This window comes from Serratia sp. LS-1 (assembly GCF_003719595.1).
In the GTDB taxonomy this organism is placed as follows: Bacteria; Pseudomonadota; Gammaproteobacteria; order Enterobacterales; family Enterobacteriaceae; genus Serratia; species Serratia ureilytica.
In genome coordinates this window covers 1,833,339-1,856,668 of the sequence record NZ_CP033504.1, presented here as the reverse complement: position 1 = coordinate 1,856,668, position 23,330 = coordinate 1,833,339, and the positions used below count along the sequence as shown (strand labels likewise).

At 61.4% G+C, this 23,330-nt stretch carries 21 protein-coding genes and 1 riboswitch; of the genes, 16 read left to right on the top strand and 5 right to left on the bottom strand.

Annotation, left to right across the window (positions count from 1 at the left end):
* Positions 1 to 11: 11 nt before the first annotated feature.
* Positions 12 to 1,184: a nitrate/nitrite transporter gene (locus EDY99_RS09065; RefSeq protein ID WP_232098240.1), complete on the bottom strand. Its 1,173-nt coding sequence runs from the start codon at positions 1,182 to 1,184 to the stop codon at positions 12 to 14.
* A gap of 181 nt (positions 1,185 to 1,365) precedes the next feature.
* Here EDY99_RS09065 and EDY99_RS09060 point away from each other — a divergent pair, with 181 nt between their 5' ends.
* Positions 1,366 to 2,235 (top strand): LysR substrate-binding domain-containing protein, encoded by an 870-nt coding sequence (locus EDY99_RS09060; protein WP_033643077.1) that lies wholly within the window; start codon positions 1,366 to 1,368, stop codon positions 2,233 to 2,235.
* A 90-nt stretch (positions 2,236 to 2,325) separates the two neighbouring features.
* On the opposite strand, the gene EDY99_RS09055 is transcribed toward EDY99_RS09060, so the two are convergent.
* Positions 2,326 to 4,104 (bottom strand): sensor domain-containing phosphodiesterase, encoded by a 1,779-nt coding sequence (locus EDY99_RS09055; protein ID WP_122003830.1) that lies wholly within the window; start codon positions 4,102 to 4,104, stop codon positions 2,326 to 2,328.
* A gap of 4 nt (positions 4,105 to 4,108) precedes the next feature.
* On the bottom strand, positions 4,109 to 5,989 hold the full coding sequence (locus EDY99_RS09050; RefSeq protein WP_046687046.1) for a diguanylate cyclase domain-containing protein: 1,881 nt from the start codon (positions 5,987 to 5,989) through the stop codon (positions 4,109 to 4,111).
* 180 nt (positions 5,990 to 6,169) lie between these two features.
* Positions 6,170 to 6,245: riboswitch (Fluoride riboswitch) on the top strand.
* A gap of 40 nt (positions 6,246 to 6,285) precedes the next feature.
* On the opposite strand from EDY99_RS09050, the gene EDY99_RS09045 reads away from it, so the two are divergent.
* Genes EDY99_RS09045 through eno form a run of 3 tightly spaced genes read left to right on the top strand, consistent with a single transcriptional unit; the run spans position 6,286 to position 8,983 of the window.
* Positions 6,286 to 7,251 carry a DHHA2 domain-containing protein gene (locus EDY99_RS09045; RefSeq protein ID WP_123061692.1) on the top strand — a complete coding sequence of 322 codons (966 nt, stop codon included), beginning with the start codon at positions 6,286 to 6,288 and terminating at the stop codon, positions 7,249 to 7,251.
* A gap of 3 nt (positions 7,252 to 7,254) precedes the next feature.
* Entirely contained in the window at positions 7,255 to 7,683 is a 429-nt protein-coding gene (locus tag EDY99_RS09040; protein WP_089197052.1) for a universal stress protein, read from the top strand.
* Positions 7,684 to 7,699: 16 nt separating this feature from the next.
* Positions 7,700 to 8,983, top strand: a complete 1,284-nt coding sequence (gene eno, locus EDY99_RS09035) for a phosphopyruvate hydratase (protein ID WP_123061691.1) — start codon at positions 7,700 to 7,702, stop codon at positions 8,981 to 8,983.
* Here the strand turns inward: eno and EDY99_RS09030 are convergent.
* A complete protein-coding gene (locus tag EDY99_RS09030) occupies positions 8,980 to 9,387 on the bottom strand; it encodes a MerR family transcriptional regulator (RefSeq protein ID WP_123061690.1) in 408 nt (135 codons plus the stop codon). The genes eno and EDY99_RS09030 overlap by 4 nt on opposite strands.
* Positions 9,388 to 9,457: 70 nt before the next feature.
* Between EDY99_RS09030 and EDY99_RS09025 the strand changes: the two genes are divergently transcribed.
* The 4 genes from EDY99_RS09025 to EDY99_RS09010 all read left to right on the top strand — a co-directional run bounded on the left by EDY99_RS09025 (position 9,458) and on the right by EDY99_RS09010 (position 15,103).
* Entirely contained in the window at positions 9,458 to 10,678 is a 1,221-nt protein-coding gene (locus EDY99_RS09025; RefSeq protein WP_123061689.1) for an NADH:flavin oxidoreductase/NADH oxidase family protein, read from the top strand.
* Positions 10,679 to 11,183: 505 nt separating this feature from the next.
* Positions 11,184 to 12,566, top strand: a complete 1,383-nt coding sequence (locus EDY99_RS09020) for a diaminobutyrate--2-oxoglutarate transaminase (protein WP_071845182.1) — start codon at positions 11,184 to 11,186, stop codon at positions 12,564 to 12,566.
* Positions 12,567 to 12,584: 18 nt separating this feature from the next.
* Complete coding sequence (locus tag EDY99_RS09015; RefSeq protein ID WP_123062165.1) at positions 12,585 to 14,054, top strand: aspartate aminotransferase family protein; 1,470 nt, start codon at positions 12,585 to 12,587, stop codon at positions 14,052 to 14,054.
* A 143-nt stretch (positions 14,055 to 14,197) separates the two neighbouring features.
* Positions 14,198 to 15,103, top strand: a complete 906-nt coding sequence (locus tag EDY99_RS09010; protein WP_123061688.1) for a LysR family transcriptional regulator — start codon at positions 14,198 to 14,200, stop codon at positions 15,101 to 15,103.
* 40 nt (positions 15,104 to 15,143) lie between these two features.
* Here EDY99_RS09010 and EDY99_RS09005 read toward each other — a convergent pair whose 3' ends face one another.
* Complete coding sequence (locus EDY99_RS09005) at positions 15,144 to 15,785, bottom strand: TetR family transcriptional regulator (RefSeq protein WP_123061687.1); 642 nt, start codon at positions 15,783 to 15,785, stop codon at positions 15,144 to 15,146.
* Positions 15,786 to 15,879: 94 nt separating this feature from the next.
* Here EDY99_RS09005 and EDY99_RS09000 point away from each other — a divergent pair, with 94 nt between their 5' ends.
* The 8 genes from EDY99_RS09000 (at position 15,880) to pqqF (ending at position 23,322) form a co-directional block, all read left to right on the top strand.
* A complete protein-coding gene (locus EDY99_RS09000) occupies positions 15,880 to 16,542 on the top strand; it encodes an O-methyltransferase (RefSeq protein WP_033650409.1) in 663 nt (220 codons plus the stop codon).
* A gap of 81 nt (positions 16,543 to 16,623) precedes the next feature.
* On the top strand, positions 16,624 to 17,673 hold the full coding sequence (locus tag EDY99_RS08995; protein WP_123061686.1) for a dipeptidase: 1,050 nt from the start codon (positions 16,624 to 16,626) through the stop codon (positions 17,671 to 17,673).
* Positions 17,674 to 17,790: 117 nt separating this feature from the next.
* On the top strand, positions 17,791 to 17,868 hold the full coding sequence (gene pqqA, locus EDY99_RS08990; protein ID WP_004937827.1) for a pyrroloquinoline quinone precursor peptide PqqA: 78 nt from the start codon (positions 17,791 to 17,793) through the stop codon (positions 17,866 to 17,868).
* Between the two features lie 58 nt (positions 17,869 to 17,926).
* The gene (gene pqqB, locus EDY99_RS08985) at positions 17,927 to 18,838 is read left to right on the top strand and encodes a pyrroloquinoline quinone biosynthesis protein PqqB (RefSeq protein ID WP_033643061.1); all 912 of its coding nucleotides are present in this window, start codon (positions 17,927 to 17,929) and stop codon (positions 18,836 to 18,838) included.
* Between the two features lie 9 nt (positions 18,839 to 18,847).
* The gene (pqqC, locus tag EDY99_RS08980; RefSeq protein ID WP_089194742.1) at positions 18,848 to 19,603 is read left to right on the top strand and encodes a pyrroloquinoline-quinone synthase PqqC; all 756 of its coding nucleotides are present in this window, start codon (positions 18,848 to 18,850) and stop codon (positions 19,601 to 19,603) included.
* On the top strand, positions 19,603 to 19,881 hold the full coding sequence (pqqD, locus tag EDY99_RS08975) for a pyrroloquinoline quinone biosynthesis peptide chaperone PqqD (RefSeq protein WP_033643059.1): 279 nt from the start codon (positions 19,603 to 19,605) through the stop codon (positions 19,879 to 19,881). Before pqqC ends, pqqD begins: the two co-directional genes overlap by 1 nt.
* On the top strand, positions 19,874 to 21,010 hold the full coding sequence (pqqE, locus tag EDY99_RS08970; protein ID WP_033643058.1) for a pyrroloquinoline quinone biosynthesis protein PqqE: 1,137 nt from the start codon (positions 19,874 to 19,876) through the stop codon (positions 21,008 to 21,010). Before pqqD ends, pqqE begins: the two co-directional genes overlap by 8 nt.
* A gap of 2 nt (positions 21,011 to 21,012) precedes the next feature.
* Entirely contained in the window at positions 21,013 to 23,322 is a 2,310-nt protein-coding gene (gene pqqF / locus EDY99_RS08965; RefSeq protein ID WP_123061685.1) for a pyrroloquinoline quinone biosynthesis protein PqqF, read from the top strand.
* Positions 23,323 to 23,330: the final 8 nt, after the last annotated feature.

The window sequence follows — 23,330 nt, the reverse complement described above, 5'->3', positions numbered from 1 at the left end:
ATGTCCGTACCTCATTTCAAATGTTGTCGCCAAAGCAAGCAGGCCGCCAGACAGGCTACCCCGCCGCCGCAGGCCAATACGGCATAAGACGCGCCCCAACTGTGGGTGGTATCCATCACCACGCCAAAGGAGAAAGGGGCGAACGAACCGATGCCGAACCCCAGCAACGATCGCCAGCCCATCACGCTGCCGAGCTGTTGCGGCGGTACGTTGTCCGCCATCGCGGCCGACAGCACGCCGGAGTCGCCGAGAATAAAGAAACTGCCGATGCTGACGAGCAGCAGCGTCCAGCCCGGCCCCCAGTTCGCCGACCCTCCCATCAGCAGCGAACCCAACGCGCCGGCGGCGCCCATAAACATCAGCACCGACGCGCGATTGAAATAGTCGGAAACGGTGCCGACAATCAGCGTGGCGATCATGCCGGCCAGGTGGATCACCGCCGCGACGATCAATCCGGCGCTGAGCGGATCCAGAGAGAAACCGCTCAACGCCTCGCTGACCAGGCTGGGCGCCCAGGCCCAGTTGCCGAGCAGCTCCCAGCTGTGGGCGATATACCCGATCAGCAACAGCAGGGTCGCATAGGTGATAGCATAGCTCTCACGTTTCGTCTTCCTCCCCAGCGTGCGCGGCTGCGGTTCCCGATAACCGACCAGGGCCAACGATCCCGCCAACGATCCCAGTAACGCACCGGCGGCGCACAGAGAAAACGCCACGCCGGCGCCCCAGCGCATGGCGCTCCAACCGGCGATGAAAACCGACAGAAAATACCCCAACGAACTGGCCGCCAGCACCATGCCGATGGCATAACCGCGCCGCGCCGGACCGTTCATCCCCATCGCCAACAGCAGCGCCGGCGTATAAGCCCCGCCCTGCGTCAAACCGACGAAGGCCATCAACACCAACGCGCTGAGATAAGAATGGGCAAATACGGCGAACAGCATCAACGCAGCGGCGCCCAGCCAGGAGAACAGCAGATAAACCCGGCGGGCGCCCAACGAATCACACCACCAGGAGGCCACCAGCAACGCCAGGGCGTTGGTCAGGCTGAACACCGTCTGCACCGTGCCGGCCGAAGCGGCGTCGAGCTGCCACTCGCTCCTGATGGTCGGCAGCGCGCCGGCGAACATCATGGTGCCCAGACACAGACCCGCCCGGCTCACGCAAAGCAGATAAAAAGCCCGCATTTCAGCGCCACCTCCCTGCCAACCGCAGGGGGAGAATAACGCCATTAACACGCATGACCGATAGCCAAAAGATCCGCATCATAAACTCAGCAATCAGAAGGAGATGCCTCATCATAGTGAGCAAAATCAAAGGCTGACAAACGATCTTTCTTCCCCCATTTGGTTGAGCTAGACTCAACCTATGAAAAAAATCCACTCCCTGCCGCACCTGTCCGCTTTCGAAGCCGCCGCCCGTCTCGGCAGCTTCAGCGCTGCTGCGGATGAGCTGTTTCTCACCACCGGCGCGGTCAGCCGCCATATTCGCAGTCTCGAAGCACAGCTGGGGATCACGCTGTTTTATCGCGGACACAAATCCGTGCGGCTGACGCAGGCCGGTGAGAACTTTTCCCGCACCGCGTCCCGGGTCATCGGCGAACTGTTTGCTGCGGAGAGCGCGCTGAAAGCGAGCGCCGGCCAGCAGCGGCTGGTGGTGCACAGCCTGCCGACGTTCACCATGCACTGGCTGATGCCGAAACTGGCGGCATTCAATGAGCGTCATCCGGGGGTCGCGATTGATATCACCACCGGCATCGGCGCCGTCGATCGCAATACGCCGTTTGACGTGGCGATCCGGCGCGATCCCGCGCACTTCTCCGGGCTGAAAGCGATCCCTTTCCTGCAGGAAGACAGCCTGCTGGTCTGCAGCCAGAGCTATCTGCACGCCAGACCGGTCATTGCGCCGGACACGCTTGGCGAGCATACCGCCATCCGCATCCGTGCACGGGAAGATTTGTGGCGCAGCTGGCTGAATGCTTATCCGACGGCGCTGGACGCTTCGCCGCCGCCGCTCACGCTCGATCATACCTTCGCCGCCATTCAGGCGGCTGAAGACGGCCTGGGGCTGGCCGTTGTGCCTTATTTGTTCTGCGCCAAACACCTGTCGTCCGGCCGACTGGTGTCGCCTTTCCCGACGCTGACCATCCGAACCGGCGTCTATTCTCTGCTGCTGCGCGACCGGGACGATGACGTCGTGAGAACATTCGCCGCCTGGCTGCGCACTTACCAGGCCTGACCGGGTGACGACATTGACGGACAGTCATGGCCTGCGCCTGGGTGAGAATCGCCGGCGATTTCCGGTTGGCGCGCCATGAGCGGCGCTGCCTCAGGCATTTCGCCGCTGCTGCCCGTGAATGTCGACGAGCGCGCACAGCTTTTCCAACGTCACCGCCGGTGAAAAATAGAAGCCCTGTACGACATCGCACCGATACTCGGTCAGGTAGTGGAGTGACTCCAGGTCTTCCACCCCTTCCGCCAAGACTTCATAGTTGAGTTTATGCAGCATATCGATGATGCTTTGCACGATGATGCGGCTTTCCGCATCGCTCTTCAGCAGTCTTATCAGGGAGGCGTCCAGTTTGACGACGTCGGCGGGGATATGGCGCAGATAGTTTAAATTGCTGTAGCCGGCGCCGAAATCATCCAGCGCGATGCGATGCCCGTTGGCCTTGAGCGCATGCAGACAGGCCAACGCCGCGCTGCTTTCCTGAATGCGTTGCGACTCCAGGCACTCTATCTCAATGTCCCCCGCCTGCAGCCCGCGCCGGGTGATGGCTTCATTCAACCGCGCCGCAAAGTGCCGCTCGGCCAGATTGCCGGCCGTCACGTTGATCGAGATGGGAAACGCGATCCCCGCTTCACGCATCAACAACAACTGTTCAATCGACTGCGCGATGACAAACTCGGTCAACGGTTTGATCAGCGAGGTATTTTCCACCAGCGGAATGAACTCCCCCGCCGGGATCGCCCCCCAACGTTCATGCAGCCAACGCAGCAATGCTTCCGCGCCGACGATCCTGCCGCTCGCCAAATCAATCTGCGGTTGGTATTCCAAAAATAGCCCGCGATTATTTTCCTTCAGACTCTGCGCCAACTCATTAAAAATATTGAAATTATGCTTGCGCGCCGCATCCTTCGGCTCGCTATAGAGGGAGACGGCTCGCCCCTCGTCGATCGAATCATGCAGCGCGCTGGTCGCCTGGCGCAAAATCTCGGGAGGATCGGCATGCGGCGCGGAAAACAACGCATAACCGGCATTAAGCTCCAGGCGCAGCGGCACGGCGCCTCTCACTTCGTGATGCAAACGGTCGGCGCAACGCAACAGATCGCGCTTCGCCTGCGGCATGTGCTGCGCCTCGATAATGACGGCGAAACGTCCGGGCGCGATGCTGTACAGCATGCGCTCACTGAGAAACGTCTCTTTCAGGAAATGGCTGATATCCCCCAGCAGTAACTCTACCGTAGACAGGCCGAAAGAACGCGCCATCTCGTAGGCGTATTGGATATCTATCGTATCGAACAGCAATAACGCGTATTTGCCCGTGTCCGGTAAATTGCCGAGTTCCCCCATCAGCCGCTGTCGATTGGGCAAGCGAGTGATGGCATCGACCAGGCCGATCTCACTCTGCGCTTCGATCAGCTCGCCGACGATGGTGGCCATGCTGCGCAGCAGTTCGACCTGACGGCGAGTCAGATGCTTTGGCTGCGAACCCACGAGGCAGAACGCGCCGATCGTATAGCCTTCGCGGGTGCACAGCGGGATGGCGGCGCAGTGGCGGATCGCCGCGGCGCCGTTGACCATGGGATCCGAGGCAAAGCGTTCATCCGCATGGGTGTCCGGACAAATCAACGCCTCGCCGCTCAGACGAACGAAATTGAACAAGGGGCTGACGAAATCGATCTCCTCGAACCCGACGTCAATGTGCTCGCGGATCCAAATCTTGCGCGTTCCGTGCAGGTAAATGAGGCAGCCCTCGGCCTGTAACAGCTTGCGGGTGATCGTCAGCACCTGATGGATCGCGTCGTCATGGCCGGCGCCCAACCCCGCCAGCGCATCGATGGCCGCCAGGCGCTCGTCTTCGTTCTTACTGAGATGTCGTAACATTGGCTCATAGCTCACAGATGGCGTAAGTGCCTTTGCCGGCGGATTTCGCCTGATACATCGCGCCGTCGGCGCTGGCCAGCAGCATTTCCGGCGTCACGTCCCCACTCGCAGAGATAGCGGCGCCAATGCTGGCGGACAGGCAGACCTTCTGCTGACCGATCTGCGAAATACCGGCCAGCTCCGCCAACACCTTTTCGCAAAACGCGCTGACCTCAGGCCGCGGCGCTGTCAGCGGCCACAGGATCACCGTGAACTCGTCGCCGGCCAGGCGCGAGACGCTGTGCCGTTCGTCGGCGCAAGCGCTGAGCAATTTGGCGAACGTCTTCAGGATCAGATCGCCGAAGTCATGGCCGTAACTGTCGTTCATGCCCTTAAAACCATCGAGATCGATGAACAACAGGGCCATCTGCCGCTGATGACAGCAGACTTGCAACGTGCCCGACAACCGGCGCAGAAATGCGCGTCGGTTGGTCAACCCGGTCAGCATGTCGTGCGTGGCGTCATATTCCAATCGTTGCTGCAGCCGCTTCAACTCGGTGATATCCATGGAGAGAATGTAAAAGCCCTGAGCCTCGCACGGCACCAGCGTGGTATGGATCATCAGCAGCCCCTGCTGGGTCTGCAATTCGTTTTCGAAGCTGACCATTTCGCCCGCCAAAGCCCGCGCGATCATCGGCCGGGCCATCTGATACACGCTTTCCCCCATGAACTCGCGCACCGTCATGCCCTGCAGGCTGGCCTCTTCCAGACCAAACCAGGTCTTATAGGCGCTATTGGCGAACAGGTAGCGTTCATTGGCGTCGATTTGGCTGATTAACGCCGGCATATTGTCGGTAATGGCGCGCAGGCGTTCTTTTTCCGCACTGAGCTGAGATTCGGCGAGCACCCGGGTTTCTATCTCTTCGTTAAGCTGTTTGACCACCACGTTAAGCTCATGCGTACGAATTTCGACGCGTTCTTCCAGCTCATGCTGCAAGGCATACAGGTCGGCCTCCGCCGCCTTGCGCTCGCTGATATCGACGATGACCGAGATGAAATGATCCGGCTTGCCGTTCGGCAGCCGATTCAGCGCCACCGTCAGTTCCACCCATACGATCGTGCCATCGGCGCGGAAATAGCGTTTCTCCAGCGAGTAGGTGTCGATCTCGTTTCTCAGCAACTGCTGCAGTTTTTCCAGATCGGTGTTGAGATCGAGCGGATAGGTAATGTCCTGAAAGGTGCGATCCATCAGCTCGCGCTCGGAGTATTGCAGCATTTCACAGATGCGCGGATTGACCCGCAGCCAATACCCCTGCAGCGAAACCAGCGCCATGCCCACCGCCGCCTGAGAGAAAGTCTGTTCGAATAACGCCTCCGTGCGCTGCAGATCGGATTTCAGGTTTTCGGTATAGACGTTGCGTTCGATGCTCTGCAGATACTCTTCCACCACCGCGGCGAAGTCACGCAGGTCGGCCAGTTTATCTTGAGGAAACGACTGCGGGTGGCTGTCGATAATGCATAGCGTGCCGAGCGGCAACCCGTCGAGGGACAGCAGCTGTTGCCCGACGTAGAAGCCGATGCGCGGGCCACCGACCACCAGTGGGTTATCGAAAAAGCGCGGATCCTGCGCGGTATCGGGCACCACCAGCGCTTCGCGTTGCAGGATGGCATGGCCGCAGAACGAGATGTTGCGCGGCGTTTCCCGGACATCCAGGCCATAACGTGATAAAAACCATTGACGATCGCGGTCGATCAGTGACACCAGCGCAATGGTGACGCCGAAATATTTCGCAGCCAGCCGCGTGATGCGATCCAGCTTTTCTACTGAGTTCGAATCCAGCACGTTCAGCGAATCCAATACCGACAGGCGTTCGGCTTCGTTTTCGGGGAAGCATGGCTCGAGCATGTTGACTCCCATTGTGACACCCACGGATCCGATGCAGCCGGCCGGCGTGATTCCGTTCAGCCTATCCGTCGGTTAGCGGCAAATATCCTTGTCCATCATAGACTCACTCAGTATCAATCCGATTATGCATTCTCGCCAGCTTTGCCGGGCGTTGCGTTTGCCACCGCGCTGCGCTACAGTCGTTCACAAGGTGATGGTGTTCCACCTTTCCCAACCGCCGCGTTCGCTCGAACCGGATGATGACGCCTGATATACAACTTCGCTTTATTTTTTAGGCAGGTATGTCAGGAGTCGCTATGAATGAAATCTCACGTATTACCCCTTTTCCGTCCCAGCCTGATCTCGCCGTGCGGGAAATGCCGCTGTACGTTTTCGGCCATAAAAATCCCGACAGCGACAGTATCTGCAGCGCGCTGGTGGTCGCGGACTGGCTCAATCACCTCGGCAAACCGGCCGTCGCTTTCCGCCTTGGCGAATTGACGCCGGAAACCCGCTACATACTGGCCGCCGCCGGCGTACAAGCGCCTGCGCTGCTGACAGACGATCTCCGTGACCGCAAAGTCTGGCTGGTGGATTTTACCGACGTCGAACAAGGGCCGGCCTCATTGCCCGACAGCGATGTGGTCGGCGTTATCGATCATCACCGGCTGGGCACCTTGATCACCCGCAACCCGCCCGATGTCTGGATCCGCGCTGTTGGCTGTTGCGCCACCGTGATCCTGTCCATACTGACGTCAGATACGCCGATGCCGCTTTCTTCCGCCCAGGCCACGCTGCTGCTGGGCGCGATTTTGAGCGATACCGTTGCGCTGAGCGCACCGACCACCACCGAACAGGATCGGTTGGCGGTCGCGCGGTTATGCGCAATCTCTCACGTTGACTATGACGCCTTCACCGCCGGGCTGCTGGCTGCCAAAACCGATCTTTCGGGGCAATCCGCCCCGCAGTTGCTGCACCGCGACGCCAAGAATTACCGCATCCATAGCGTCTCGCTGCTGCTGTCGCAGATAGAAGTGCGGGCCATGAGCGATATCGATCCGTTGTTGCCCTCGCTGCAACAGGCGCTCGAGCAGGCTAAGCAGGAGGCCGGGCTGGAGATGGCCGCGCTGCTGGTGACCGATATCACCCGCCGCCGCTCCACCCTGTATTTCTCGTCGAACCGGGTGCTCGCCATTCGGCAGGTGTCGTTGCCCGGTATGACGAGCCGGAAAAAAGAGGTTTTACCGTGGTTAACCCTACAGATTGCTAACGCAGGGAGATAAGTCATGTCGCTCTATCAACATGCTTTACTGCTGGTGCAGGATGAACGCGACGGCCGGCTGCTGTTACGCCATGCCGAACGCCTCAATCAGCAGATGAATACGCGCATTACCGTGGCGCACATCAGCGCCGACTATGCCGAGCTGGACTACCTCAGCGATGCACAAACCAAAGATCGCCAGTCCAGCGAGGTGATCGCCGCCAAAGCCATGCTCAGCCGCCTGGTGGAAGACTGCTCAATCCCCCTGGAGGTGCGCGCAATGGTCAGCATCCATCGCTTCAAAGACGTTGAAACCCTGATTGCCCGTGAAGGCGTCGATCTGTTGCTGCTTGGCCATCAGAACCGACCATTCGGCGTCTTTGCCTCCTTCGGCTTCGAGTTCGTTAACCATTTGTCGATCGACGTGCTGATAAAGCACGTGCCTACTCCCTAGAATGAGGTGATCATCCATGAGCTATGAAATTGAAAACGTAACCGCCAGAGAGATTCTGGATTCGCGCGGCAATCCCACCGTCGAAGTTGAAATGACTGCGGCGGGCGTCGTGGCACAGGCTCCGGTTCCCTCCGGCGCCAGCACCGGTTCACGCGAGGCGGTGGAACACCGCGACGGCGATCCGCACCGTTACGGCGGCAGAGGCGTACTGGAGGCGGTGCAAAGCGTCAAAACGGCGATCAATGAAGCGCTGCGCGGGGTAGATGTACGCCAACAAGGGGAGATTGACCGCCGGTTGATCGCACTGGACGGCAGCGAGAACAAGAGCCGATTGGGGGCCAACGCCCTGCTCGGTGTTTCTCTGGCCGCCGCCCGCCTCGCGGCGCAATTGTCGCAGCTGCCGCTGTATCGTTATCTGGGCGGTCTCGGCGCCAACCTGCTGCCGGTGCCCTGCATGAATATCATCAACGGCGGCGTGCATGCCCGCTGGCAAGGTGCGGACTTTCAGGAATTTATGATAGCGCCGCTGGGCGCGCCGTCGCTGCGCGAGGCCGTGCGCTGGGGCAGTGAAGTTTATCAGGCGCTGCGCCAAATTCTGTTGGAGAAAGGCCTGTCGGTCGGCGTTGGCGACGAAGGCGGTTTTGCGCCGGCGGTTGCCTCGAACCGGCAACCGCTGGAGCTGATCGTGCAAGCGATAGAGAAAGCCGGTTATCAACCGGGAGACGATATCGCCATTTGCATGGACCCGGCCTCGAGTGAATTCTATGCCAACGGCAAATACCGCCTGCGCAGCGAAAACGCTGAGCTGGATGCCGAACAGATGACGGCCTATTACCAGCGGCTGGTGCAAGATTTTCCCATCGTGCTGATTGAAGACGGTTTGGCCGAGGACGACTGGGCGGGCTGGCGCATTCTCAGCGACGCCCTGGGCGATCAGGTGGAACTGGTCGGTGACGATCTGTTCGTCACCAACGTGAAATACATCCAGCGCGGGATTGATGAAAGATTGGCCAATGCGGCGCTGATCAAGCTGAACCAGATTGGCACGCTGAGCGAAACTTTCGCCGCCGTGCAGCTTTGCCAGGCAAATGGCTGGGGCGCCTTTATCTCACACCGCAGCGGCGAAACCGTCGACAGCTTTATCGCCGATATGACGGTTGCGATGCGAGCTGGCCATGTGAAAACCGGCGCGCCGTGCCGCGGCGAGCGGATCGAAAAATACAATCAGCTGATGCGCATCGAAGACCAATTGGGCAGCGCGGCGGTATATGCCGGACGCGCCGCCTTTAAACACCGTTAATCTTTGCAGGCCGGCCACGCACCGGCCTGTTTTTCATTTTTTGCGCGGCATAATCCCGCCACGCCGGATTCCAACAGAATACGCCGCGTCGCCATCAACGTCTCACGCTGCTCGTTCAGCGTCGCCATCATCCGTTCGATTTCCGCCAGCCGGCTGTCGACGCCTTGCATCAACCCATCCTGATAGGCGCTGCCCTGCAGCGCCAATACCCCGCGGATCGCCTGCAGCGAGAACCCCAGATTCTGGCCGATTTGGATCAGGTGCAGCCGCTCCAGCGCGCTTTCGCTATACACCCGATATCCGTTAACGCCGCGCAACGCTTTGGGCAGCAGACCCTGCTGTTCGTAGTAACGTATCGCCGAGGCGGCCATGCCGGCGCGTTCCGCCAACTCTCCGATTTTCATGCCCTATTGACCTTAAAGTTAACTTTAAACCTAGTATAGCGCCATTCCCCCTGCGACAGGAACGTACCCGATGTTTACCCCGCTGATTCTGCCCAACGGCAGCCGCTTACCCAACCGTTTGGCCAAAGCCGCGTTGGAAGAAAATCTGGCCGATGAAGGCCAACTGCCCGGCCCCGCACTATGGCGTCTGTATCGCCACTGGGGTATCGGCGGCGCCGGCCTCATCATCACCGGCAACGTGATGATCGACGGACGCGCCATGACCGGCCCCGGCGGCGTGGTGCTGGAACAGGATACGCCGCTCGAGGCGTTCAAAACCTGGGCGGCGGCCTCGCGCCAGGAAGGCGCGCAGGTATGGATGCAGCTCAGCCACCCGGGCCGTCAGGTGATGGCCAACATGGGCGGCAACGCCTGGGCGCCCTCCGCCATTCCGATGGCGATGGGCAAGTACAGCAAGGCGTTCGCGCAGCCGGAAGCCATGAGCGAAGCGCAGATTGCCGAGGTGATCGCCCGCTTCGCCGCCAGCGCGCACGCCGCCGAAAAGGCCGGGTTTACCGGCGTGCAGATCCACGCGGCGCACGGCTACCTGATCTCCCAGTTCTTGTCGCCGTTGGCCAACCGGCGTAGCGATCGTTGGGGGGGCGAACTGGCGAATCGCGCCCGTCTGCTGCTGGAGGTGGTGCGCGCGGTGCGCCAGCGTGTCTCGCCAGATTTTTGCGTGGCGGTGAAGCTCAATTCAGCCGATTTTCAGCGCGGCGGCTTTTCGCCGGACGAGGCCCGACAGGTGTTGTTGATGCTCAACGAACTGCCGGTCGATCTGGTGGAGTTGTCGGGCGGGAGTTATGAAAGCCCGGCGATGCAGGGGGAAGCCGCAGACGACAGCACCCTGGCGCGCGAAGCCTATTTTCTGACCTTCGCCCGCGATCTCGCCGCAGTAGCGCGCATGCCGGTGATGACCACCGGCGGCATCGCCCGCCCGTCGGTGGCGCAACGGGTGCTGAACAGCGGCGTCGCGGTGGTCGGCATCGCCACCGCCATGGCGGAAATTCCCGATCTGCCGCGCCGCTGGCAAACCGGCGAAGCCCCTCATGCGCTGCCCGCACCGGTAAAATGGCGCGACAAAACGCTGACGCTGCTCGCCCGCATGGCGCTGATCAAGCGCCGCATGCACGCCCTGAGCCGCGATCGGACGCGCTACGTGCGCTACTCCCCGCTGTGGTCGCTGCTCATCGATCGATGGCGCACCCGCCGCACTCTGCGGCGCTATCATGCCTGGTTACGGCAACGTTAATGACCGAGGCGCCGGCAGACACGCCGGCGCCGCACAAAAATCCCGCTATTTTGATCGCGCTACGTAAAATCTGCAAGAAATCACCACTCTGGATACTGCGCTTTTAACGCTCGACTGCTTATATTCATCACAAATTTTGTGTATATAACCGCTATAGGACTTAAGGTGGTGAATAGATGAAAATAAGCCGCTATTTTCTATTTATGTTATTAATCGGAAATTCACCTTAATAATAAATGCATTAAAGAAGCAGCCAAAGGAAAGCAGAAAAGGATTTTTACGCAATGTTAAAGAAATGTTGTTTTTTGCCGGCAAAACCAACGGTCAACAAATCAACAACATATTGATGAGCCTAAGAAAAAACTAAACAATTCAAAACAAAATCGGCTATTGAGTCCCAGGCGAAAAAGCCATATATTGGTCGCGCTTTTCACAAGGCAGTTACTTTTCTAATTCATTAATTCAATCGTTGCGTCTTGAGACCTTCGGTTGTAGGAGAGATATGATGACGGATAAAGTCCGTATTGATACTTTAGTTGCAAACTCATTAAACGGAAACAATGAAACCTATTTGGCGCGTCAAGCCGAATTTGAGTCGAATGTTAGGAGTTATCCGCGCAAATTGCCGTTGGCAATTGCGAAAGCCCAGGGCGTTTGGATCACTGATGTTGAGAATAATCAATATCTTGATTGCCTGGCCGGGGCGGGAACGTTGGCTCTTGGACATAATCACCCCGACGTCCTGCAAAGCATCCAAAATGTCATTACCAGCGGCTTGCCGTTACATACTCTCGATCTCACGACCCCGTTGAAAGATCGTTTCTCCGACTACCTGCTCTCTCTGTTGCCGGGCGAAGGCAAAGGGTACTGCCTGCAGTTCTGCGGCCCGTCCGGCGCCGATGCGGTGGAAGCCGCGCTGAAGCTGGCGAAAAAACACACCGGCCGTTCCGGCGTGATCAGCTTCTCCGGCGGCTACCACGGCATGACCCACGGCGCGCTGTCGGTCACCGGCAACCTGTCGCCGAAAGCGGCCATCAACGGCATGATGCCGGAAGTGCAATTCATGCCTTACCCGCATGAATACCGCTGCCCGCTGGGCATCGGCGGCGAAGCCGGCGTCAAGGCGCTGACCTACTACTTCGATAATCTGATTAACGACGTGGAAAGCGGCGTGCGTAAACCGGCGGCGGTGATCCTGGAAGCCGTTCAGGGCGAAGGCGGGGTTAACCCGGCCCCGGCCGAGTGGCTGCAGCGCATTCGCAAAGTGACGCAGGAACATGGCATTCTGCTGATCATCGACGAAGTTCAGGCCGGTTTCGCCCGTACGGGCAAGCTGTTCGCCTTCGAACACGCCGGCATCGAGCCGGACATCATCGTGATGTCGAAAGCGGTCGGCGGCGGCTTGCCGCTCGCGGTGCTGGGCATCAAAAAAGAGTTCGATGCCTGGGAACCGGGCCACCACACCGGCACCTTCCGCGGCAACCAGCTGGCGATGGCCACCGGCCTGACCACCCTGCAGTACCTGAAGGAGCATAAGGTCGCCGACAAAGTGGCCGCTCAGGGCGAATGGCTCAAAGGCAAGCTGGCCGAGCTGCAGAAACGTTATCCGGTGATCGGGCACGTCCGCGGTCTGGGCCTGATGATCGGCATCGAGATCGTCAAGCCGAACGAAGCGCAGGATCACATGGGCTGCTACCCGGCCGATGGCGAGCTGTCCGCGCTGCTGCAGAAAAAATGCTTCGAATCCGGCTTGATCCTGGAGCGCGGCGGGCGCAACGGCTGTGTGCTGCGCCTGTTGCCTTCCCTGCTGATCACCAATGATGAGCTGGGTATTTTCCTGGATAAATTTGAGCAGGCGCTGTTGGCCGCCGGCGTCAAGCCAGTCTGATTGGAGCGAATGACCGCGATGTCCAAGTTAAACCCGATTCTGGCTTCCTCGGCGCACAGCGCCGAGGCTTACCGCCAGGCGATCGCACAGAGCAGTGAAGCCGTCGTGCAGTGGCTGCAACAGCCCGAGATGTATCAGGGCAAAAGCGTTGCCGAACTGCGCGAGCGCATCCAGCTCGACTTTACCCCGCAAGGCCTGGGCAACCAGGCGGCGATCGAGCGCGCCATCGAGTACTTTTTGAAAGACAGCCTGTCGGTGCACCACCCGCAGTGCGTGGCGCACCTGCACTGCCCGAGCCTGGTGATTAGCCAGGCCGCTGAAGTGCTGATCAACGCCACCAACCAGAGCATGGACTCCTGGGATCAGAGCCCGTCGGCCACGCTGATCGAAATGAAGCTGATCGAGTGGCTGCGCGCCCAGGTCGGTTACCAGCCCGGCGACGCCGGGGTGTTCACTAGCGGCGGCACCCAGAGCAACCTGATGGGGCTGATGCTGGCGCGCGATGCATTCTTCGCGCGTCAGGGCCACTCCGTGCAACAGGACGGTCTGGTGGGCGATCTGCGCAAGCTGAAAGTGTTCTGTTCTGAAAACGCCCACTTCTCGGTGCAGAAGAACATGGCGCTGATGGGCCTCGGCTACCAGTCCGTCACGCTGGTGAAAACCGATCGCTTCGCCCGCATGGACGTGAACGATCTGGCGGAAAAACTGGCGCAGGCCAAGGCTAACGGCGAGCAGGTGATGGCGATCGTCGCCACCGCCGGCACCACCGATGCCGGCGCGATCGACCCGCTGCGCGATATCGCGCGGCTGGCGGCGGAGCAGAAAATTTGGGTGCACGTGGATGCGGCCTGGGGCGGCGCGCTGCTGCTCTCCGAGCAGTACCGCGACTACCTGGACGGCCTGGAGCTGGTGGACTCCATCACTCTGGACTTCCATAAGCAGTTCTTCCAGACCATCAGCTGCGGCGCCTTCCTGCTGAAAGACGAGCGCCACTACGAGCTGATGCGCTATCAGGCTGCCTACCTGAACTCCGAATTCGACGAAGCGCAAGGCGTGCCGAATCTGGTCTCCAAATCGCTGCAGACCACCCGCCGCTTCGATGCGTTGAAGCTGTGGATGGGGCTGGAAGCGCTGGGGCAGAAGCAGTATGCCGAGATCATCGATCATGGCGTCTCGCTGGCGCAACAGGTGGCGCGTTACATCGCCGATCAGGAATCGCTGGAACTGGTGATGCAGCCGCAGCTGGCCAGCGTGCTGTTCCGCTACCGTCCGGCGCCGCTGGCGGCGAAAGGCGACGCGGCCGTCGCGCTGTTCAACCAGCGCATCGGTGACGCCTTGCTGGAGTCGGGCCGCGCCAACGTCGGCGTGACCGAGGTCGATGGCGTGACCTGCCTGAAGATGACGCTGCTGAACCCGATCGTGACGCTGGAAGACATCAAGCTGCTGCTGGCGCTGGTCGAGAAAACCGCGCAGCAGCTGCCGGCGTAACCCTCCGCCACTGCGCATTAAAAGCCGATAACCCCCAGGTTATCGGCTTTTTTATTGCCCATCAGAGAGCAAGTGACACAGCGCTTACGCTGATATACTGCAGTAAACGCCTTCTCTTATTTCCGGCGCCACAGGATAAACGCATGACCGACCCTGATTTCAACCTCCTGACCGCGCTCGACGCGCTGCTGTCGACGGGCAGCGTTGCCGGCGCGGCGCGACGTCTCGGTTTAAGCGCCTCGGCGATGAGCCGCACACTCAGCCGACTGCGCACGGCCACCGGCGATCCGCTGTTGGTGCGCGCCGGGCGTCATATGGTGCTGACGCCTTATGCCGAAACGCTGCGCGAACGGGCGCGAAACGCGGCATTCGAAGCTCGGGCGCTGCTGCGTCCGACGCCGAACGCGCTGGATCCCGCCACGCTCGACCGGACCTTTACGCTGCGCGCCAACGACGGCTTCGTCGAGGCCTTCGGCCCGGCGCTGATCGCCGCCGCTGCGCAACAGGCGCCACGGGCGCGGCTGCGCTTTGCGCCCAAGCCGGAGAAAAGCGACCGCCCCCTGCGTGAAGGCCTGGTCGATCTGGAGATTGGCGTGCTGGGCGAAATGGGGCCGGAAATCCGCCTGCAGGCGCTGTTTCGCGACCGCTTCGTCGGCGTGATGAGAAGCGCGCACCCGCTGGCGCAGCGGCCCAAGATAGGCGCCGCCGAGTACGCCGCCTGCGGCCACGTGGTGGCCTCGCGCAGCGGGCGCATTCTCGGGCCGGTAGACGCCGCGTTGGCGGAGCTGGGGCTGACGCGCCAGATTGCCGCCGTGGTGCCGAGCTTTCCGGCCGCGCTGGCGGTGGCGCAAGCCTCAGACCTGCTGGCGCTGTTGCCCGCCTCCTTTGTGCATGCTCATCCGGACGACGGCCCGCTGCGCATGTTCGAGCTGCCGGTGAAAACGCCGCCCATTACCGTCTCGCAAATGTGGCACCCGCGCCTGGACGCTGAAGCGGAGCACCGCTGGCTGCGGCAGTTGGTGTTGGCCGTCTGCCGCCAACGGGCGTAGGCACCGCGCACCTCAAGTGACAATGTCACCAAACATTCCCTTACGGCGCCGCTCGCCCGTTTAAATCGGCCAGATAGGCGCAAAACATGTCCGCCATCGCGTCGGCATAAGCCACAATTTCCGCATCGCTGCGCGGCGTTTCGGAGAATTGCTTGCCCGCCGCCCCCAGCGTGCCGACGATCAGCTCGCCTGCCAACTTACGGACGCCTTCCGCCGCATCGGGCAACGCTTCGCCCATAAACACCTGCACGATGTCTTTGCCGGTGGCCTTCGCCGCCTGCGCCTCCGGCGCATCGCGGTACAACGGCGCCGCATCGTTCAGCGCCACGCGCATCTGCGCCTCTTCACATTCCGAACGGATAAATGTCTGCACCAACAACCGCAAACGCTCGAACGGCGCAGTCTCTCGATCGGCCAGAATGCCGCTCAGCATGGCGGTGGTCTGCCGCCATTCGTCGCTTTGCAAACGGAACAGGATCGCCGTTTTGTTGGGAAAATACTGATAAAGCGAACCGATACTGACGCCGGCGCGTTCAGCCACTCTGGCGGTAGTGAAACGCGCGGCGCCCTCCTGCGCCAAAACCTGAATAGCGGCGGTCAAAATGGCGGAGACCAATTCGGCGGATCGCGCCTGTTGCGGTTGTTTTCTCGAGGAAATTTGCTTACTGCGGCGTTCAGTCATAGCGGGCGGCCAATGCGAATAGTGAAATGCGAATAGTTCGTCATATTATAGCGGCACGCGCTTTCGCGCTCACTTTTTCTACGGGAGTTTTGCCATGAGTACCCTGACCACCGCGCCGTTGGCGCCGCTGCTAAGCACCCTGTTCCAGCAGGCCGCCGGCCGTTCACCGGCGCTCGCCGCCCTGTTCCGCGACGTGCCTGACGAAGAGCAAAATCGACTGATGCAGAGTAAAACTGACTATCGTGAACTCTACCATCGCCTGAAGGATTTCCCCCTGGCGGTGTCGCCGGAAACCGGCGCATTGCTGTACATGCTGGCGCGCGGTTGTCGGGCGCAAAACATCGTCGAATTCGGCACGTCGTTCGGTATTTCAACGCTGCACCTGGCCGCCGCGCTGCGCGACAACGGCGGCGGCCGGTTGATCACCTGCGAATTTGAACCGAGCAAAGCGGCGCAGGCGCGCCACAACCTGACCGAAGGCGGCGTCGTCGATCTGGTGGAGATCCGCGTGGGCGATGCCCTGGAAACGCTGCGCGACGATCTGCCGGCCACTGTCGACCTGCTGTTGCTGGACGGCGCCAAGGGGCTTTACCCCGATATCCTCGCGCTGCTGGAAAATCGTCTGCGCCCCGGCGCGCTGATCGTCGCCGACAACGCCGATTACAGCCCAGATTATCTGGCGCGCGTGCGTTCTCCGGCGTCGGGTTATCTCTCCACGCCGTTCGCGGATGACGTCGAGCTGTCGATACGCCTTTAAATCCCTCATCGCGCGGGGGTTGTTCCCCCTCGCGCGATCGTACAACATAGCGTGCATGATGCCTGACACAGTGAAACGCCCATGACGCTTCCCCCCCTTTGGCCGGTGTTCGACGGCCATAACGACCTGCTGCTCAACCTGTGGCTGCAGCACGATGATGATCCGGTCACCGCCTTTTATTCGCACGTCACGCCGGGCCACCTCGACTTTCCACGCATGCGGCGCGGCGGATTCTGCGGCGGGCTGTTCGCGGTGTTTATTCCTCCGGTCAGCTATATCGCCCAGATGCGTAATCAAACGCTGGAGGACGCGCAGGCCGCGTTCGATCCGCTGGCGATAGCCGAACGGCAGATAGCCATCCTGCACCAGTTGGAACGCGCCTCTCAGGGGCAGTTGCGCCTCTGCCGCACGGCTACCGAGATAGAACAGTGCCGCCTCGGCGGGCAAATCGCCGCGGTGCTGCATATTGAAGGCGCCGGCATGATCGATGCGGAGCTGACGCAGCTGGCGGCCTTCTACCGGCTGGGCGTGCGCAGCATCGGGCCCTTCTGGAATCTGCCGAACGCCTTCGGCACCGGCGTCAGCGGGCCGTTCCCCGGATCACCCGATACCGGCCCCGGCCTGACGCCGGCCGGTGAAGCGCTGATCCGCGCCTGCAACCAGCGCCGCATCATGATTGACGTCTCGCACATGAACGAGAAAACCTTCTGGCAAACCGCCGCGTTGAGCACCGCACCGCTGGTCGCCACCCATTCCAATGCCCACGCCCTCTGCCCGCAGCCGCGCAACCTGACCGACGCGCAGCTGGACGCTATCGCCCAGAGCGACGGTATGGTCGGCGTCAATTTCGGCACCGCCTTCCTGCGGGCTGACGGAAAACGTGACAGTGCAACGACCGGCTTAACAGAAATTGTTAAACACGTTGAGTATTTGATCGCTAAACTTGGTGAAGATCGCGTGGGATTTGGCTCTGATTTTGACGGGGTTAACGTACCGCAACCGTTGGAGGACGCCGCAGGCCTGCCGCGCCTGACGCAAGCGCTCAAGCAGGCGGGGTTTGACGACCGGCTGCTGGAGAAGCTGACCTGGCGCAACTGGCTGAACGTGCTCTCCGCCACCTGGGGTGAATAACCCGGTTACGCTTTAACGGTTGCGATCTCCGTCACATTTCGTCAACATTGAGCCAGCCGAATGCGAATTTTTCTCATTGGCTTCGAACTATCACGATGCATGCAAAGGAGCACCGCTATGACTACCTGGACCAAACCTGAGTTTGTTGACCTGCGTCTGGGGCTGGAAGTGACGCTGTACATTTCCAACCGTTAATCGCCTGTCTGCCCGCCTTTCGCGCGGGCATTTCTTTCCTTCTTTTTCTGGTTCAGACATGCAGATAAAAGTTCTCGGCTCGGCAGCGGGCGGCGGCTTTCCCCAGTGGAATTGCAACTGCGACAACTGCCGGGGCGTTCGCAGCCACAGCATCAACGCCACGCGCCGCACGCAGTCTTCCATCGCCGTCAGCGACGACGGTAAAAACTGGGTGCTGTGCAACGTTTCCCCGGACATTTGCCATCAGCTGCTGGCCTCGCCCGAATTGAACAATCCCGACGTGCTGCGCGGCACCGGCATCGGCGCGATCGTGCTGACCGACAGCCAGATCGATCACAGCGCGGGCTTGCTCAATTTGCGTGAGGGCTGCCCGCATCAGGTCTGGTGCACCCCCGAAGTGCACGACGATCTCAGCACCGGTTTCCCTGTGTTTCCCATGCTCTCTCACTGGAACGGCGGGTTAATCCATCACCCTGTGACGCCCGGCGAACCGTTCCACACGGCGGTCTGCCCAAACGTGCGCTTCACCGCCATTCCGCTGCTCAGCAACGCGCCGCCCTATTCGCCGTACCGCGATCGCCCGCTGCCGGGCCACAACGTGGCGCTGTTTATCGAAGATACCGCGCGCGGGGTCGGTCTGCTGTACGCGCCGGGCCTGGGTGAGCCGGACGAGGCTTTGATGCCCTGGCTGCGCCGGGCGGATTGCCTGCTGATCGACGGCACGCTCTGGCGCGACAACGAGCTGGCCAACGCCGGCGTGGGGCGCAATACCGGCAAAGACATGGGGCACCTGGCACTGGCGGAAGAGCACGGGCTGGCGGCCCTGCTCAGCACCTTGCCCGCCAAACGCAAGATCTTGATCCACATTAACAATACCAACCCGATCCTCAATGAAGACTCCGCGGAACGGCAGAGCCTGAGCGCCGCCGGCATCGAAGTGAGCTGGGACGGCATGAATATCGAACTGTAGGGAATCGCCATGACGCAACCACTCCCCCTGACTCCGCAGGCATTTGAAGCGGCGCTGCGCGCCAAAGGCGCTTATTATCATATCCACCACCCGTATCACATCGCGATGCACAACGGCGAAGCGACCCGTGAGCAGATCCAGGGCTGGGTGGCCAACCGTTTCTACTATCAGACCAGCATTCCGATCAAGGATGCGGCGATCATGGCCAACTGCCCGCAGCCGGAAACCCGTCGCAAATGGGTGCAGCGCATTCTGGATCACGACGGTTACGGCGGCAGCGAAGGCGGCATCGAGGCCTGGCTGCGCCTCGGCGAGGCGGTTGGGCTGCAGCGCGACGCCCTGCTATCCGAGCAACTGGTGCTGCCCGGCGTGCGTTTCGCGGTGGATGCCTACGTCAACTTCGCGCGCCGCGCCTGTTGGCAGGAAGCGGCCTGCAGCTCGCTGACCGAATTGTTTGCGCCGCAGATCCACCAGTCGCGCCTCGACAGCTGGCCGCAGCACTACCCGTGGATCGACGCCGCCGGCTACGACTATTTCCGCAGTCGCCTCGGCCAGGCCAACCGCGACGTGGAGCACGGGCTGGCGCTGGCGCTGGACTATTGCGATACCGTTGAAAAACAGCAGCGCATGCTGGAAATCCTGCAGTTCAAGCTGGATATTTTGTGGAGCATGCTGGACGCCATGAGCATGGCCTATACCCTGAACCGCCCGCCTTACCACAGCGTGACCGCCGCGCGGGTCTGGCACAATCAGAGGCTGGTGTAATGACACTGAATCCTGAACACACCCCCGTCTTCCGCCGCGGCTACCGCCTGCAATGGGAGCAGGTGCAAAACAGCCACGTGATCCTCTACCCGGAAGGCATGGCCAAACTGAACGACAGCGCCGCCGCCATCCTGCAGCTGGTTGACGGCAACACCACGCTGAACGGCATCATCGCGCAGCTGAACGCCCGCTTCCCCGGCGCCGAGGGGCTGGCGGACGATGTGCTGGCGTTTTTCCAGCGCGCCTACGAACAAAAATGGGTGACTTTCCGTGACTGAGCCACGCGCGCCGGCGGTAAATCCGCCGCTCTGGCTGCTGGCGGAGCTGACCTATCGCTGCCCGCTGCAGTGCCCCTATTGCTCCAACCCGCTCGACTTTGCCGCGCAGGAAAAAGAGCTGACGACCGAGCAATGGATCGCGGTGTTTCGCCAGGCGCGGGCGATGGGCAGCGTACAGCTCGGTTTCTCCGGCGGCGAGCCGTTGGTGCGTAAAGACCTGCCCGAGCTGATCGCCGCCGCGCGCGATCTCGGGTTTTACACCAACCTGATCACCTCCGGCATCGGCCTGACCGAGAAAAAGCTGCAGACCTTCGCCGACGCCGGGCTGGATCATATTCAGATCAGTTTTCAGGCCAGCGATGAAACGTTGAACGCTGCACTGGCGGGCTCCGCCAAGGCGTTTCAGCAGAAGCTGGCGATGGCCAAGGCGGTCAAGGCGCTCGGCTATCCGATGGTGCTCAACTTCGTCTTGCATCGCCATAATATCGGCCAGATCGACCGCATCATCGAACTGGCGATCCAGCTGGATGCCGACGACGTCGAGCTGGCGACCTGCCAGTTCTACGGCTGGGCGCACCTGAACCGTGAAGGCCTGCTGCCGACCCGCGAACAGATCGCCGATGCGGAAGCCGTGGTGAAACGCTATCGCGAACGCATGGCTGCCGACGGCAAGCTGGCCAACCTGCTGTTCGTCACGCCGGATTACTATGAGGAACGCCCCAAAGGCTGCATGGGCGGTTGGGGGGCTATTTTCATGAGCGTGACGCCGGAAGGCATGGCGTTACCCTGTCACAGCGCCCGTCAGTTACCGATCGCCTTTCCGTCGGTGCTGGAGCACGATCTGCAGCATATTTGGTATCACTCCTTCGGCTTTAACCGCTATCGCGGCTATGACTGGATGCCGGAGCCCTGCCGTTCCTGTTCGGAGAAAGAGAAAGACTACGGCGGCTGCCGCTGCCAGGCGTTCATGCTGACCGGCGACGCCGACAACGCCGATCCGGTGTGCGGCAAGTCGCCGCACCATGGCACCATTCTGGCGGCGCGTGAAGCGGCGAATCGCTCGCAGATCGGCATCGATCAGCTGCGTTTTCGCAATCAGACCAACTCCCGACTGATCTTCAAGGGCTGACGATGACACTCGCCGCCTCGTGGCAGCTCGATAACGGTTTGGCCGTCAGGGCGATAAGCACGCCTGACGCCGAGGCCGCCGCCGCGCTGGTGCGCATCGAGGCGGGCAGCTTTCAGGCGCCTGCCGCCTGGCCGGGCCTGGCGCATCTGCTGGAGCATATGCTGTTTCGCGGCAGCGTGAACTTTAGCGCACAGGATGGGCTGATGGGCTGGACGCCGGCGGTCGGCGGCCGGTTAAACGCCACGACCCAGGCCACGCAAACCGCGTTTTTCTTTGAGGTGGGCGCCGAACAGCTGGCGGAGGGGTTGGCCAGGCTGATCGATATGCTCGCCGTCCCACAGCTGGCGGCTGAGGCAATCGCCCAGGAGATCGAGGTCATCGACGCCGAATATCGCCTGCTGCGCGCCGACGGTGAAACCCGCTGCGAAGCGGCGCAGCGGCAGATGTTCAGCGGCATTGACGCGTTGCACCGCTTTCATATCGGCAGCCGCGCCGCTTTCGGCAGCGATATTCCCGCGTTGCAGCGGGTGCTGCGGCAGTTTCACCACCACTATTACCGCGCGTCGAACATCACGCTGTGGCTGCAAGGCCCGCAATCGCTCGAGCAGTTGCATGCGCTGGCGCAGCGCTACGGCGGCGCCTTGCCGCCGGGCAGCGTCGCGCCGCCCGAGGCATTGCCGCCGCTGGCCGCCGGGCAAGATTACACGCTGTCTCTGCCCGGCGCGCCGCAGCTGCGGTTGGTGTTTGCCCTGCCGCACTCCCGTTCACGCGGCTGGCTGCGGCGGCTGGAGCGTTTATTGCTGGACGAAGCCCCTGGCGGGCTGCTGGCACGGCTGCGCGCTCACGCGTGGGCCGACGCCGTTAGGCTGGATTACGCCCGCTGCGCTGAAAACAGCGCCCTGCTGAGTTTTATTTTTACCGTCAATCACGGCTCGGCGTCTGAAGCCGCCCACATCGAAAGCGCCTTGCTGGCCTGGTTGCAGGCGCTGATCGCGCTGACACCGGCTCAGCTTGCGCATTTCGGGCAACTGGCAAACCGCGATTTCCACCGTTTGGCGCCGCTCGATCAGTTGCGCGCCCGAGCATTTGGGCTGCCGCCGGTGGAGCCGAACGACGATTGGCCACGGCATATTTCGGCGCTGATTAGCGCGCCGCATCGCCGTCTGGCCGTGCTGCCTGAGGGAGGCGGTGAAACGCGTGAAATTCAAGGGCTGCCGTTGGCGCTCGCGCCCTTCGTTCGCACCGTGCCGACGCCCACGATAGATCCTTTCCGCTTTTTCTCCACCTCGGCGGCGCTGCCGATCCCGCCCCTGCCGGCCGGCCAGGCGCCGCTGCGGCATCTGCACCCCGACGAAGCGCAGCCGGTGCTGCTGCTGCGCCCATCGCCGCATGGCGCTCTCAGCGAAGAACAGGCCTGTGGTTTGCAGGCGGCATTGCGCCCTGGAGCGGCCGAGTTAGCCCATCGGGAGGGACATTTAAGCTTCGAGCGCCACCAGGGCGTGTGGTTGTTACAGCTGGCGGGCAGCGCAGCGCTGATCTGCCACGGTCTGAACGTCGTGAATCGAGCCCTGGCGGCGCTGCCGCCGGCCGTCATCAACGAGGCGGCGAGAAACCTGCGCCACGCGCAGCTCAAAGCGCAAAACGATATCGCCATTCGCCGCCTGTTAGCCCAATTGCCGGCGGCGTTGAGCGTATCAACGGCAACGGCCCCACTCTGGCATGCCACCTTGGTCGGCGGCGACGGCGAGTTAAAACGGCGGCTGTCGCATTTGCTGTATGACTTTCCTTTTCCCATAACCGACGAGGCTCAGCGGCCGACGCCTCTGCATCACCACCCCGTCACCCTGACGGAAAGCGGCGCAGAACACGCCTTGCTGCAATTTTACCCGCTGCCAAACGACCAAGCCGAAGGCCGCTGGGCGCTGCGCGTGCTGGCCCGGCTTTACGCGCCGCGTTACTTCCAGCAGTTGCGCGTCGAGCGCAACGTGGGTTACGTGGTGCAATGCGCCTTTCATCGCAGCGCCGATGCCGAAGGCCTGCTGTTTGCGCTGCAATCCCCGACGTTCGCCGTTGAGCAGCTGCGGCAGTTAACCGACGAATTCTTGCTGCAGATGCGCCATGAACTGGCGCACCTCGGCGCCGGCGAACTGGAGCTGGCGCAACAGGCGCTGCGACAAAGCGTGCAGCGCCTCAGCGCCGAGCCGTTGCAACGCGCCCGGGAAATCGCCCTGGAAAATCGCCACCGGGTGGCGCAGGTTGCCTCTCTGCCTGCCGCGCAGCTCGTACACTGGCAGAAACGGATATTCCTCTAAGCCAAACC